Origin of the sequence: Leisingera sp. ANG-Vp (genome assembly GCF_000813725.1) — a bacterium.
GTDB lineage: Bacteria > Pseudomonadota > Alphaproteobacteria > Rhodobacterales > Rhodobacteraceae > Leisingera.
This window is the reverse complement of record NZ_JWLD01000030.1, coordinates 1-14,069: the sequence shown is the minus strand read 5'-3', so window position 1 is coordinate 14,069 and position 14,069 is coordinate 1. Positions and strand designations below refer to the sequence as shown.

General features: G+C 62.1%; 11 protein-coding genes and 1 pseudogene. 11 read left to right on the top strand and 1 reads right to left on the bottom strand.

What is annotated here, in order from left to right; all coding sequences use genetic code 11:
- Nucleotides 1-113 precede the first annotated feature (113 nt).
- The 6 genes from RA20_RS10970 (at nt 114) to RA20_RS10945 (ending at nt 9,290) form a co-directional block, all read left to right on the top strand.
- The gene (locus tag RA20_RS10970; RefSeq protein WP_052248956.1) at nt 114-2,111 is read left to right on the top strand and encodes a TonB-dependent receptor plug domain-containing protein; all 1,998 of its coding nucleotides are present in this window, start codon (nt 114-116) and stop codon (nt 2,109-2,111) included.
- A gap of 345 nt (nt 2,112-2,456) precedes the next feature.
- On the top strand, nt 2,457-4,220 hold the full coding sequence (locus tag RA20_RS10965) for an IucA/IucC family protein (RefSeq protein WP_052248955.1): 1,764 nt from the start codon (nt 2,457-2,459) through the stop codon (nt 4,218-4,220).
- Entirely contained in the window at nt 4,207-5,919 is a 1,713-nt protein-coding gene (locus RA20_RS10960) for an IucA/IucC family protein (protein WP_039128196.1), read from the top strand. The genes RA20_RS10965 and RA20_RS10960 overlap by 14 nt, the downstream gene beginning before the upstream one ends.
- Before the next feature lies 1 nt (nt 5,920).
- Nucleotides 5,921-7,168: an AMP-binding protein gene (locus RA20_RS10955; protein ID WP_039128192.1), complete on the top strand. Its 1,248-nt coding sequence runs from the start codon at nt 5,921-5,923 to the stop codon at nt 7,166-7,168.
- On the top strand, nt 7,165-8,457 hold the full coding sequence (locus tag RA20_RS10950; protein WP_039128189.1) for a DUF6005 family protein: 1,293 nt from the start codon (nt 7,165-7,167) through the stop codon (nt 8,455-8,457). Before RA20_RS10955 ends, RA20_RS10950 begins: the two co-directional genes overlap by 4 nt.
- Nucleotides 8,454-9,290 carry a sugar phosphate isomerase/epimerase family protein gene (locus RA20_RS10945; RefSeq protein WP_039128186.1) on the top strand — a complete coding sequence of 279 codons (837 nt, stop codon included), beginning with the start codon at nt 8,454-8,456 and terminating at the stop codon, nt 9,288-9,290. The genes RA20_RS10950 and RA20_RS10945 overlap by 4 nt, the downstream gene beginning before the upstream one ends.
- Before the next feature lie 87 nt (nt 9,291-9,377).
- Here RA20_RS10945 and RA20_RS10940 read toward each other — a convergent pair whose 3' ends face one another.
- Nucleotides 9,378-11,219: an ABC transporter ATP-binding protein gene (locus RA20_RS10940; protein WP_039128183.1), complete on the bottom strand. Its 1,842-nt coding sequence runs from the start codon at nt 11,217-11,219 to the stop codon at nt 9,378-9,380.
- A gap of 283 nt (nt 11,220-11,502) precedes the next feature.
- Here RA20_RS10940 and RA20_RS10935 point away from each other — a divergent pair, with 283 nt between their 5' ends.
- From RA20_RS10935 to RA20_RS10915, 5 genes and pseudogenes are all read left to right on the top strand, one after another.
- Nucleotides 11,503-11,808 (top strand): DUF2218 domain-containing protein, encoded by a 306-nt coding sequence (locus tag RA20_RS10935; RefSeq protein ID WP_039128180.1) that lies wholly within the window; start codon nt 11,503-11,505, stop codon nt 11,806-11,808.
- A gap of 639 nt (nt 11,809-12,447) precedes the next feature.
- A complete protein-coding gene (locus RA20_RS10930) occupies nt 12,448-13,101 on the top strand; it encodes a MotA/TolQ/ExbB proton channel family protein (RefSeq protein WP_342586149.1) in 654 nt (217 codons plus the stop codon).
- 4 nt (nt 13,102-13,105) lie between these two features.
- On the top strand, nt 13,106-13,483 hold the full coding sequence (locus tag RA20_RS10925) for an ExbD/TolR family protein (protein ID WP_039128175.1): 378 nt from the start codon (nt 13,106-13,108) through the stop codon (nt 13,481-13,483).
- Nucleotides 13,484-13,493: 10 nt separating this feature from the next.
- Nucleotides 13,494-13,877, top strand: a complete 384-nt coding sequence (locus tag RA20_RS10920; RefSeq protein WP_039128172.1) for an ExbD/TolR family protein — start codon at nt 13,494-13,496, stop codon at nt 13,875-13,877.
- A pseudogene (locus tag RA20_RS10915) lies at nt 13,874-14,069 on the top strand (energy transducer TonB); the annotation flags it as partial. The gene RA20_RS10920 and the pseudogene RA20_RS10915, both read left to right, overlap by 4 nt.

The following is a 14,069-nucleotide window of genomic DNA, read 5'->3' as shown; positions in this document are numbered from 1 at the left end:
TTCTCTCAGACAGAGGCTTGCCGCCGCAGGAATTGCTTCCTATGAGGCCGGAGCCTTTGCAAGGCCAGCCAGGAATTGACCCAAGCTAACAGCTCTCAGAACACGGGTTAATTATGGCACGAACTTCCAACATCCGCCTGTCCGGGCTGCTGTGCAGCACCGCCCTGACACTCATTTCCGCCTCCGCCGCCCTGGCCGAAGACGACGAGATCCTGTCGCTGGACCCGATCGTGGTCAAACAGCGCGACCCGATTGGCAACGCCGCCGACCGCGCCACCTCGATCTACGTCGCCGATGCCGAGATCGAACGCGCCGCAATGGGCGATCTCAAGGATCTCTTCGCCGGCATTGCCTCGGTCTCCGTTGGAGGCGGCATTCCAATTGCACAGAAGATCTTCGTCAACGGCATCGATATGCTGAACCTGGCAGTGCAGGTGGACGGCGTCTCGCAAAACAACCGCACGTTCCATCACGTCAGCGCCAACGCCTTTGATCCCGGGCTGATGAAATCAGTGCGCGTCGATCCCGGCGTTGCCCCTGCAGATGCAGGTCCGCGTGCGCTGGCCGGCCGGGTGGTCATGGAAACCATCGACGCCGAGGACATCCTGGAGGACGGAGAAACCTTCGGCGGCCAGTCCCGCCTGTCCTATTCCAGCAACGGCGGCACGGCCCAGGGCTCGCTGACCCTGGCCGGCCGCAGCGGCGGTTTTGAGATCCTCGGTTATGCCAAACGGGCAACAGGCGACAACTACGAAGACGGTGACGGCAACGAGGTGACCGGCTCCAACGCAAACCTGACCGCGGGCCTTTTGAAATTTGCTTACGAAGGCGATCAGGGCGACCGGATCGAACTGTCGCTGCAGCAGGCCGAAGACAACGAGATCCGCAATTTCCAGCCGAACTTCGGCTCCAGCAGCCGCGGGTTCGCACCCTATTTCACCAGGCGCCAGATTGCCTCGCTGCGCTATGAGAGCGGCAACGACACCGGCCTCTGGGACCCGTCGGCGACCCTGGGTTTCTCTGAAATCAATGTTGACCGGCCAACGGATCCGTTCGGCGATTCCACCGCGACAAGTTCAAATACCTACTCGCTGACGCTGAAAAACGATTTTCACCTGTCGGAAAGCAACACGATCACCGCCGGTGTCGATTATCAGGTCCGCGAAAGCTCGGTGAATGCAACCTGGGTCAACGGGCTGACCGAAGAGGAAAGCAAAAACCTTGGCATTTTCGCCCAGGCCCGGCTTGAGCCCACCAGCCGCCTCAGCGTTTCCGCCGGCCTCCGTTACGACTGGCAGGACTTCACCGGCCAGGACTTTGCCCAGACCGGCAGCCCCTTTACCACCTCCCCCTCCGGAGCAAGCGGCAACCTCTCGCTGGTTTACGACGTGACGGATTCGCTGTCGCTGCGTGCAGGATATTCCAACGTTTTCGGCGGCATCGATTTGGAAGACAACTTCCTGTTCTACGAAACCTGGGACTACTCGGCCCTGCGCTCTTCGCGTGCCAAGAACATCATTGTCGGTGCTGACTGGCAGCGCGGCAACTGGACGTTGGGCGGCGAGCTGTTCAAAACCAATATCGACAACATCCGCGGCGTCGGTCGCACCTCTACGGGTGATGCCGTTGTCTTAGGTAACGATTTCGAAAGCAAAGGTTTCAACATTGCTGCGACCTACGGCTGGGACAGCGGATTTGCCCGCTTCACGATGAACAGCAGCGATATCTCGTTCAACGACGCGGCGGCGGAAAGCTTCTTCCTGGTCGACTCGGGCACCCCAGTTGGCCAGGTGCTGGCCCTGGAAGTTCAGCAGGAAATTCCAACCATGAACCTTCTTGTTGGGGGCAGCGTCGAGGCGGCCCTGTCCAACGACAACGAGGTCTATGAAACCTACACCCAAGAGCAGCCGGGCTACGGGGTTCTGAACCTTTTCGCCGAGTACAGCCCTCCGTCCTTTGGCAATGTGACCATCCGGGCCGCCGTCGACAACGTGTTCGACAAGCAATACGCAGACCGGGCGACCTATGGGACCGAGTACACCGCTTCGACTCTCACCTCGTTCAAGGAACCCGGCCGCAACATTTCGGTGGTCGCAACCGTGAAATTCTAACCCCTTGCGGGAGCGCCGGCCCGGCGCTCCTTGCCCCGCTCAGGTCGGCGGCGGCTTTCTGCCGAACTCCGTAAATCCTTCGTTTAAATGCACAAATATCTTCCCCCCCCGGTGCAAACCGGCTAAAGGAAGAGGCGTGAATACCACCTCATACCAGGCGCCAAGCTACCCAGCCGGCGCCGCTTAGCAGCCAGCTATCCCGCTAGTTCTTGTCGAAATCCGCACCGGTTGACCTGAGTGCCTGGCCTATCGCCAGGGTTCAGCCTTCCGGGCCACGGCTACGGGAATTTCCTGAACTATGCGAACTGCCTTTGCACCTGTCAGCTCCTTCGCGGACTGCGCGAAATGAGCCTCCAGCAAATCATCCAGCCCAGCGCCTGCGCCCAGACGGCGTCATTGCAAGCTCTCCTGAACGGCTTTCTGCGGGAAATCGCACCGGACAGCATCAGCGCGGCAAGCCAGTGTTCAGCGGTCGAAATCCCGCTGAGCCATATTCCCGCCCGTCTTCGTGTGCAGATCGAATACTACTCTCACGCCGGGCCGCATCATTTCGGGGCAGCACAGCTCCAGTTCACCTCCTCCTCTGTTTGGCAAGCTGCAGCGCCCATCCAGGTCATCACCCTGATAGCACAGGAATGCTTTGCCAGGCTGAATGCCCGCGATCCGGAAAAACTGCCGGAGTTCCTGCGCAACGTTCTGAACAGCAATGCTCAGATTGAGAAGATCCTGCGCAGCACTGCACAGTCACCTGACCCGGACTCATTCCTGCCGGCAGAACAGGCCTTGTCATACGGGCACTGGCTGCACCCGACCCCCAAAAGCCGCGATGGCCTGACCGGCTGGCAGCAGATGGCCTACGCCCCGGAGTTTGCCGGCCGGTTCCGGCTCACGTTCTTTGCGGCTGACAAAAGCATTCTCTCGCAAGGCTCTGCACAGGAACCTGCCGCGGATCTTGTCAGTCAGATACCAGGCGTTGCCGGAGCGTTTCAGCTGCAGCCAGACGAAGTTCTGATCCCCGCGCATCCTCTGCAAGCCCAGGCGCTGCGGCTGGATCCGGCGGTGCAGGCGCTGCTGGCCTCAGGCCGGCTGCGCGATCTGGGAGAAGCAGGCGGCGGCTTTTCCGCGACCTCTTCGGTCCGCACGCTTTATTCACCCGACTGCCCATGGATGCTGAAGTTTTCAATCCCGGTGCGGCTGACAAATTCCCTGCGTGTCACGCTGCGTGATGAGCTTGCCGTAGGCGTTTCCATGGCCCGGCTTTTGCGCAAGCTGGACATCGCAAACCTCAGCCCGCGGTTCCGGATTATCAATGACCCGGCTTACCTGACTGTAGATCTGCCAGACCGCCGCGAAAGCGGGTTCGAGGTGATCTTCCGCGAAAACCCGTTCACTGCGCAGCAGGGCAAGGGTGTTTACAACCTCGCAGCCCTGACGGCGGATCCCCGGCCCGGCCGCACTGCCCTGCTGACCAGTATCATCAGGCAGCTGGCGGCGTTGCATGGCAAAAGCCATACCGCAATGGCCCGTGCCTGGTTTGACGCCTATCTCGACTGCATGCTGGATCCGGTTCTTCAACTCTATGACCGGCATGGCATTGGCCTGGAAGCCCACCAGCAAAACAGCCTGCTGGACCTCAGCACCGGGTTGCCTTCGCGCGCGTACTACCGTGACAATCAAGGGTATTTCATCACCCGCGAGGCCTTCCCGCATCTCAGCGCGCTGGAGCCTTCGCTCAAAGGGCAGCCTGCGCTGGTTTATCCGGCTGAGCACATCAATGAACGGCTGGCCTATTACCTGATCGTCAATCAGCTGTTTGCCGTTGTCCGCCGCCTCGGCCGCGACGGAATGGCAGGGGAGACTGAACTGCTGCTGCGGCTGCGCCAGCGCCTGAGCGATGCCGCCTCCCGGTTCTCCGGCGCTGCCGCCGGGTTTGCAGAGTATCTGCTGACCGCCCCGACGCTGGCGACGAAAGCCAATCTGCTGACCCGCGTGCACAACGTAGACGAGCTGGAGACCGCAACACAGGAAGGCATTTTTTTGCAGATGCGCAACCCAATTGCCGCGGTCCGGCCGCAGTCAGCGCGGGAGCTTGCCGATGTCCTTGCATGAAACGCGTTTTGCCGGAACTGCCCCGCGCATTCTGCGCCAGCTTTGCGAAGCACTGCTGTGCGAGGGCTGGGCCGCATCGCTGCACATCGGCCGAGGCCAATCGCTGAACTGGTCGCTGCGCGGGACCCGGTTCCGTGCCCGCGGACGCCGCGGCGCCTTTGGGCGCTACCGCCTGCAGGACGGCAGCATCGAGGTAGACGGCAGCAACGGATGGCGCCCTGCCGAAACCGGCGATGTATTAGCCGCCGTCGCCGATCCGTCGCCCGCCATGGAAATCCTGCGCAAGGATCTGGCCGGAACAGAGCACTTGAGCGATCTGAACTTGTTGCGGGTCCCCGCAGCAGGAGCGCGGCATTGCCTGACGGTCTCCGAGCTGGAAACGGCGCTGCACGAAGGTCATCCCTACCACCCTTGCTTCAAGGCCCGCAGCGGTTTCAGCGATGCCGATCACCTGGCCTATGGACCGGAAGCCGGGCAGGCCTTCCGGCTGACTGGGGTGCTGTTCCACCACTCCCTGGTTCAGCAAACGCTGCCGTGCAAGGACTTCTGGGAGCAGGAACTGGGCAGCCGTGAGTGGGGCCGCATCACCGCTCTGGCGGCAAAGAAAGCTGCCCCCTTGCAGGATTTCCACCTGCTGCCGCTGCACCCCTGGCAATGCGCCAAACTGCAAAAAGACCCTTGCTTCCAGGGTTGGTGCCGCAAAGGGCAGGCAGTGGTCATCGGCCCGATCGGCGAAAGCTACCGGGCGACCCAGTCCGTGCGCACTTTGATGAACGCCGACACGCCGCAACGCGCCCATGTCAAAACCGCGATGGCCATGCGCAACACCTCTTCGCTGCGCACCATTATCCCGGCCACAGTTGCCATTGCACCTGCAATCTCCGACTGGCTGAGCAATGTCATTGCAAGCGATCCTCTGTTTGAAAGCCATTACCGGCTGACGCTGCTGCCGGAATATGCGGGCATCATCGCAGGCCGCGGGACACCGCTGGACGGGCACCTGGCGGCAATCTGGCGCCAAAGCCCCGAATCCCTGGGGCTGCCGGGCGATCAGATGATGCCTTTCAACGGCCTTAGCCTGACCGAAGCTGACGGCTCTCCTCTGATTGCCCCCTGGCTGGAACAGCACGGTCTGGAGCCATGGCTCGATCAACTGTTGGAGACTGCCGTGCTGCCGGTCTGGCATCTTATGGTGGCACATGGCATCGGACTGGAAGCCCATGGCCAGAACCTGATCCTGCAGCACGAGAACGGCTGGCCTACAGGCATCATCGCCCGGGATTTCCATGACGGTGTCGAATATGTGGAGGAGCTGCTTTCACACCCCGGCCTATGCCCGGACCTGGCGCAAATCGACCCGGTTTATGCTGACGCTCCGCTAGATGCCTATCACAAGCTCTCCTCGCCCGACGGACTGCGCGAACTGGTGATGGACACGCTGTTCGTCTTCAATCTGGCCGACCTCTCGGATCTGCTGCACCGCCGCTACGGCTATTCTGAAACCGCATTCTGGCGCCGGGTGCGCAGGCGTCTTGACGCATACGCCTCTGAACACGGGCTTGAAGACCGGCAGGCGGCCTTGGCGCCGTTTGAACCGCAGATCCACGCTGAAAGCCTCATCACCCGGAAAATAGATCCGGACCGCCCGCTGTACCGCCACCTGATCGCCAACGCCTTGGCCGCAGCAAAGGACCACTGACATGTTTGTTCTGAACGACAACACCATCAACCCGGCAGACCTGAGCGCGCGGCTGGACCGCGTGCTGAGCGCGCCCGGCACGCACCGCTACGGGCTGCACATGCGCAATACCGGCGCGGCGCTTTCGTCGCTTCTGCACCTGCGCGAACAGAACGCCGGCGTGTTCCCGATCCACGCCGACATTCCGCCGGAAACCGCGCGCGCCATGGCCGAAACAGCCGGCTGCGACGTGATGCTCAGTGACGGCTTGAAGCAAACGCCCCTGCCGCAGGCCGGGCCCGCACCGCGCGGCGGTATTCTGGTGCAGATGAGCTCTGGCACCACCGGCGCCGCCAAAGTGATCACCCGCACTTGGGACGAGATCGCGGTTGAGGTGGAAAGCTACGCCGCCTTCTTTACCGCCAGCGCAGAGATGACCCCGGTGATTGCCTGCCCGGTAACCCACTCCTACGGGCTGATCGCCGGCGCCCTGGTGGCCCTGCACCGTGGACATGTTCCGGTCATCATCGACAGCCTCAATCCAAAATACATCCTGCGCCGGCTGCGCGAAGTGGACCAGCCGCTGCTCTATACCTCGCCTGCCATGCTGCACACCCTTGCCCGGCTGCTGCCCAAGGAGGAAGTCCTGCACGCGGTCAATACCTCGGGCACCGTTCTGCCCGATGCCTGGTTCAGCCTGATCCGGTCCCGGACCACCCATTTCTTCCAGCAGTACGGATGTTCCGAAGCGGGCTGCGTCGCCATAAACCAGAACCTGCAGGATCCTTGCGACGTTGGCCGTGCCCTGCCCCATGTGACGCTGGATGCCGGCCGGGACAGCGGTCCGGGCCCCGTGCGGATCACCACCGGCGGGCGCGGGATCGACACCGGCGATCTTGGCTGCCTGCGCCCGGACGGGATGCTGGTCTTTACGGCCCGGGCCGACGACATGATCAATGTCGCGGGTTTGAACGTTTATCCTCACGATGTCGAGAAAACCGTCATGGCGGTGCCAGGTGTGCAGGACGCCGTCGCCTTCCGCGTCGCGGATCCGCATTCCGGTGATCGCGTCGGGCTGCTCTACTCCGGCAGCGCCACAGAGGAAGACCTGCGCCGGGCCTGCCTCGGCGCCTTGGCCGGCTACCAGCAGCCCGGGCAGATCCACCGCCTGCCGGCGCTGCCGCGCCAGGCCAACGGCAAGATCAGCCGCCGCGAAGTTGCGGCGCAATACAGCACCCCGGCAAAATTCAAAGATCCGGTGAGCGCATGACCTACGAGTCCATTCTATCGGCCATCCGGATGACGCTTGAAGGGCCGCTGGCAAACGAGCATATGGCCCTGTTCCGCCCCGAAGCCGTGCTCAACGACGAACTCCATCTGGACTCTGTGATCCTGATCAACCTGATGCTGCATTTGGAAACCGATCACGGCATCGAAGTGCCGGAGCGCGAGTTTTCCAAAGATGACTTCGCCACGGTTGACGGGCTGATCCGGATGCTGCTTGGTCAGAAACCCGGTCAAACCGCCAGCACTGACGAGACCCCCGCGCCCAGCGAGATCACCGTGCATTGCTTTGTCAGCTGCATGTGCGCCGCAATCCGCCGGCATGAGCAGCTGAACTTCAGGCCTTTTCACTTCGGCACCTGGGACAGCAGCTTTGCCGTCACGCCGGAAATGCGGCTCTCTTACCACAGCGAAGAAATGACCCAGGACCTATACGCCCGCTGGGTTGAACGGCTCTACAATATCCAGGTGCGCGAGTGGTATGATCACGGCAAATCCAAGGACGAGAACCTGGCTCATTTCGAGCGGCTCCTATCCACCAAAACGGATGACGAGCAGCTGGTGGTGTTCCTGGACATGTACCACCTGCCCGAGCGCGAGAATAAGTACAATCAGAACCCCTTCCCGCACTTCGTCATCATAGAGCTGACCGATGACCCGGACGTCTGGCATCTTTACGATCCAGACTATCGCTGGCGCGGGGATCTGCCGCGCGAAACTATCCTGAACGCCATGGCGCAGCCGACGGTAGCGGGCGGCTACACCGTGAACAGCGGCAAGGCGCGGGCACCGCACCCGGAGGATCTGGCCGACTACTTCCACGAGACTTTCCGGGCCGGTGACAATGTGCTGACTAGCGCCTTGCGCCGGATATTTGAGTATCATTGCCTGCCTGAACAGCCGCTGCAGGGCCTCAAGGACGCGATCCGGGAAATGCCGGTGCTTTCACTCCGCAAATATGCCTATGAGCATGCCTTCGCCTTTTTCTGGCAGGAACTGGACACCGCATTCGAGGATTTCGACGCCGAATGCGACCGCGTCGAGGCCCTCTGCGAAGGCTTCCGCAAGCTGCATTATCTGGCGGCGCGCGCTGCACATACCCAAGACCGCTCGCTGATCCCCGATCTGTTTGCCGCGCTGGACGCGCTGGACGAGTTGGAATTCAGCATCAAATCCGCGCTCAAAGCCCAGTTTGACGGCTGGTGCGCGGTCAACCTGCCAGCCTCGGCCAGCCTCCCGCAGGACAAATCCCAGCCCGAGGAGGTTCCGGCATGAAAATTTCCCTTTGCACGATCTCATTCCGCCATCAGCTGATCGACCTGAAAGACATCGCCTTCTGGGCCCGCGACAACGGCTTCCAGGGCATTGAAATGTGGGGGGTGCACGCGCGCAGCCAGCCGCCGCTGGCCATTCACAACGCGCAATGGATGGCAGCGCAGGGATTGTCGGTCCCGATGATCAGCGACTACTTGCCGCTGCATGACCCGGAACTGCTGCGCAGCCGCACGCTGGCGCTTTGCGCCCAGGCCCGGACCTGGGGGGCCGCCAAAATGCGCACCTTTGCCGGTCAGCAGGCCAGCAGCGCTGCCACAGCTGACGAGCACCGTCAGATCACCCGCGCTCTGCGCGAAGCCTGCGTCATCGCCGCCGACCACGGCCTTCGCCTGCTGGTCGAAACCCACCCCGGCACCCTGGCCGACACGCTGGCTGCGACCTGCGATCTGATCGACGCCACCAGCCATGATGCCCTCGCGATCAACTTTGATGCGCTGCATGTCTGGGAAGGCGGTGACGACCCGGTAGAGGCCCGCCGCCTCCTGCTGCCGCGCATTGCACATTACCATCTGAAAAATGTCTCGGCCCGCGAGCGGCTGGAAGTCTTTTCCCCTGGCAATGTCTACAGCGCCGCAGGCAGCCGCGATGGGATGGTGCCGCTGTTTGAGGGCGCCTACGACTACAGCAGCCTGCTGTCCGCTCTGGAGTGTGATCCTGGTTGCGAAGTCTCATTGGAGTGGTTCGGGGCTTCCGTGTTCCAGACCCTCAGCCGCGACATCGTGCAAATCCGGGCCAGAACCAGAAAGACCATCCCCGAATCCGAAGCAGTCTAGCAGCTAGCCCAGTCTCTTCTCTTCATCAAAGCCGGTGCGCATTAATGCGCACCGGCTTTTCTGTCTTTCCTGACTGCCAAACGGACCTTACCAGGCCCGCTCCAGCGCCCCCTCCGCCCCGCCGGATTGCCGATGCCAAAGACCGGCATAAACCCCTTGCTCTGCAAGCAGCTCACGATGGGTCCCGTCTTCAGCAATCTCCCCGTTTTTCAGCACCACAATGCGGTCCATCTGGGAAATCGTCGACAGCCGGTGGGCAATGGCGATCACCGTCTTGCCCTCCATCACATCCATCAGGGTCTTTTGGATCTCCTCCTCCACCGCACTGTCCAGGGCTGAGGTGGCCTCGTCCAGGATCAGGACCGGAGCATTCTTAAGCACCACCCGCGCAATGGCAATCCGCTGGCGCTGGCCGCCCGAAAGCGTCACACCGCGCTCGCCGACATGGGCATCATAGCCGGTACGGCCATTCTGATCGCGCAGTGCCATTATGAAGTCATGCGCCTCGGCACGCTTGGCCGCAGCGACCATCTCCTCCTCGGTTGCACCGGGGTTTCCATAGAGGATGTTGGCCCGCACCGAACGGTGTATCAGCGAGGTGTTCTGGGTCACCACCCCGATCTGACTGCGCAGGCTGTCCTGCGTCACCAAATCAATGGGCTGCCCATCAATCAGAATGCGCCCGCCTTCCGGATCGCGGAACCGCAGCAGCAGGTTGATCAGGGTTGACTTCCCGGCGCCCGAAGGGCCGGCGACGCCAATGCGCTGTCCCGCCGGAATGTGGAGATCAATCCCGTTCACGCCGCCGCTCTTGTTGCCGTAGTGGTGCGTCAGCCCTTCGATCCGGACCTCGGCCTTGCTGATTTCCAGCGCTTGCGCTCCTGGGGCGTCAGTTATGCCGTGCTCCTCTGACAGCGACCGCAGGCCTTCGCGGATAACCCCCATGTTTTCAAACAGGCGGATCGTCACCCACAGGATCCAGCCGCTCATGCCATTCAGCCGGATCGTCAGAGCCGACACCGCGGCCACCTCGCCCACGCTGACGCTGCCGCGCAACCACAACCAGATGGCCGGCGCCACCACGATCAGGATCAGCACGCCGTTGATAGCGATGCTGCCAAAGGCCAGCTTGGTCATCATCCGCAGAAACCGCTGGTAGCGCGCCCGCAGGCGGCGCAGCGCCGACAATGCGTAACTCTGCTCCTGCCCGTACTGGGCAAACAGCTTGACCGTTTCGATATTGCCATAGGCATCCACGATCCTGCCTGTCGCATTGGAGCGGGCATCCGACCATTTCTCGGCCGTGGCCGCCACGTTCAGAGCGATATGGCGCACGTAAACCGCATAGAGCCCCACCCACAGCACCAGCGGCACGGCAAGCCGCCAGTCGATCTGCGAAAGCACTACAACTGCACCGATCATATAGGTCACCGCAAACAGGACCGCTTCAAACAGCATATGCACGCTGTCCTGCACCGCAGGACCCATCTGCATCACCCGGTTGCTCAGCCGTCCGGCGAAGTCGGTCTGAAAGAAGCCGACTGATTGCCCCAGGAGATGCCGGTGCGCCTGCCAGCGCACCTGCTCCTGCAGGTTCGACGACAGCGTCTGCTCCAGCAGAAGGTGATTGAGCCCCACCAGCGCCGGCCGCAGGATCAGCACACAGAAAAGGGCGAGAAGCATCTCAGTGCCGTGCTCCTGCCAGAACATGCTTGCGCCAGTGCCGGCCATGAGGTCTACCACCCGGCCGGAATAGAAGATCAATCCGCTCTCCATCAGCGCCGTAAGCACCCCCGTGGCAAACATCAGAGGCAGCCATTTCCGGTAAGGCGCCAGTTGCTGGGCTAAATAGGCCTTAAGGCTGGCGCGCGGCGGGGCCGGCCGGTTCTCGGCAAAGGGATCAACAAGGTTTTCAAAAGCCCGGAACATGGGGACCCTCTCAAGGATTGTGGTGGGAACGCTTGAGATGTGGGTCGCTGTTTCCGCCCTGCAGATGGCCCGTTTTTCCGGGCGAATCTGTCCTGATGGCAAAAAATGCCTGCACCGCAGCCCCGGCCTTTTAGGATGCCCGCGCCAGATTGTCAGCAGGGGAAATAACGGTTCCGGATGCGTCACCGCTGCAGGGCTCTGCCTGCAAGAGGTCAGATTGAGGTTGCAGCGGCGCAGTGTTTCGGTAGATTGTAAAGCCGATAAAAATAGTAAGGAATGAGAGATGCTCAACGATCAAGGCCGCTTTGAAACCCCGAATGCCGAAAAATACCTGCAGCAGCTCTGCAAGCATTTTTCCCATAAGGTCGACGTTCAATTCGACACCAGACAAGGAACCATTGCGCTGGGAACAGGACCCGCAGCCCTGCACGCTGCAGACGGCGTTCTGGCCGCTGAAATTTCCGCCCCGGATGCCGCAGAGCTCAATCACGCCCGGCAGATTATCGACACCCACCTGGCCCGCTTTGCCTTCCGCGAGGACTTTGAAGGTATGGCCTGGCAGTCCGGCGCTGCACCGGCAACAGCCTGATTTTGAGCGTCCGCGGGCCGCCCGCACCTCGAAGCCTCCCGCAATCTTGACAAAACGAGCGGGTTTTCCTACCCGTTTTCCGCGTTTCATAAAAACGCAATCAGCAAGGCGCTCTGCACTCTTTACCCGCGGAAGCCCAGCCATTCCCAACAATTCTCTGTGCCCGCAGTCCGCGGCGCAACCGGCTGGAGAGCGACCCGTGAAGCAATGGCTGCCTATGCTGATACCGATGCCCCTTCGCTCCATGGCCGCGTCCAGTAAACCCTGTTCCGCCCTGTAATGGAGCCACCAATGACCATCCGCTTGTCTGCAGCAGCTGCTGCCGTTTTTGTTTTGGCTCCTTTCGCCGCGGCCCAGGAAACGCCTTCCATCCCCGTGCCCGCACTTTCCCCCGAAGCCCCTGCTGCAATGGAACTGCAATCCGGCACGCTCGCTCCGCCCCCTGTTCCTCAGGATACCGGCCACCTTGCTGCTGATGCCGAGCCGGCTGCATCCTCCGCGGCTGCCGCACCAGAAGGTGAACAGCCTGCACTCAAAATTCAGCAGACCGCCGAAGCAGAGGGCAGCCATGCAGACAGTCCGGCCGCCGTTTTGCTGCCGCCTGCAGACCCTGTCACCAGGCGAGAGGAACTGGCGCAGATGGCTGGCAACGCTTCGGAAAAAGCGATGAAGTTTCTCAGGGACGGCGGGCCGTCTATTTGGGCGATTGCTGCGCTTTCTGTCGCCACCATGGCGCTGATCCTCTGGAAAACTTGGCGGTTGGCACTGATCGGGGCTTGGTCGCGCGGCAAAGCAGGACGGGCGGTCACCGCGTTTGAGCGCGGCGATGAAGGCGCTGCACTGGCTATTGTTCAGGGCCGCAGGGGCATCCGGTCCGCAGTGGTCGCAACCGCGCTAACCTCGGTTGCCAGCATGCCCGAGCCCCGCGCCCGCGAGGAAACCGCACGTGTGGCCAAACTGCATTTGGCCAGTGCGGGCGCCGGCCTTGGCGCGCTTGAGCTGATTGCCACCATCGCCCCGCTTCTCGGCCTGCTGGGTACAGTTCTGGGCATGATCGCCGCCTTCCAGGCCTTGCAAGCCGCGGGGTCCAAAGCGGATCCTGCCTTGCTTGCCGGCGGCATCTGGGAAGCCCTGCTGACCACAGCGGCCGGCATGGCGGTGGCAATCCCTGCCTCGGCAGCGCTGACCTGGTTCGAAGCCGTTATCAACCGCATCCGCAGAGACATTGAAGACAACGCCACCCGCATCTTTGTCGCCAACGAGCCGCAACCGCTGAAACTGGCAGCTGAGTAAGCCGATGGAGTTCATCCTAGCTTCGCGACCCCGGCGCAAACCCAGTCTCACGCCGATGATCGACGTGGTGTTCCTGCTTCTGGTGTTCTTCATGCTGGCTTCCCGCTTTGGCGCCGATGCGGTGCTGCATCTGCCGCTGGCAGGCAAAGGCGGCACGTATGATGGCCCTCCGCGGCTGATCGGCATCGGTCCGAACAACCTGGATGTGAATGGTGTGCCGGTTGCGGACAGCAACCTTGCCCAGGCGCTGGCGCCGCTGATGAAGCAGCCATCCGACATGCTGATCCTGCGCGGCCGCGACGGTGCTGACTTACAGCGCATTACCGACGTGACAGCACTGCTGCGGCAGGGCGGCCTTACCAGCTTTGTTCTGGTGGAGTGAGGGCGTGCAAATGGACCTGACAGATCCGCCCCGCCGCCCGCGCGGCGAGTCCATCGTTCCCATGATCAATGTTGTGTTTCTGCTTCTGATCTTCTTCCTGATGACATCCCGTCTGTCACAGCCCGACCCTTTTGAAGTCACCCCGCCGGACGCTGCGGCTGAAATGCAGCCGGATGCCGGGCCGGTGCTGTTTGCTAGCGCCGGAGGCCGTTTGCATTTCGATGGGGCCGAAGGCGACGCCGCCCTTGCCCGGCTGACAGCGGCCAGCGGGCAAGGCGGCACAGTGCAACTGCGTGCTGATGCCGCCCTTGAGGCAAAGACACTCGCACGCATCCTGCGCCGGCTGGCAGAATCCGGCCTCAGCAGCGCTGAACTTGTGGTGCAGCAGCCATGAAACACACTGCCGAATTCACGGTCTTTGCCGCGGCTGCAGCTCTGATCCACATCGCGTTGTTTGCCAGCGCGCCGGAATCCGGCGCCCGCTCCAGCGGCGCGGGCGGCGATGCACTGGTCTCCATTCAGGCCGCCAGCACCGAAGTCGCCAGAATGGTAGAGGCCTGGGAGCGCCCGCCGCAAGCCATCGAGC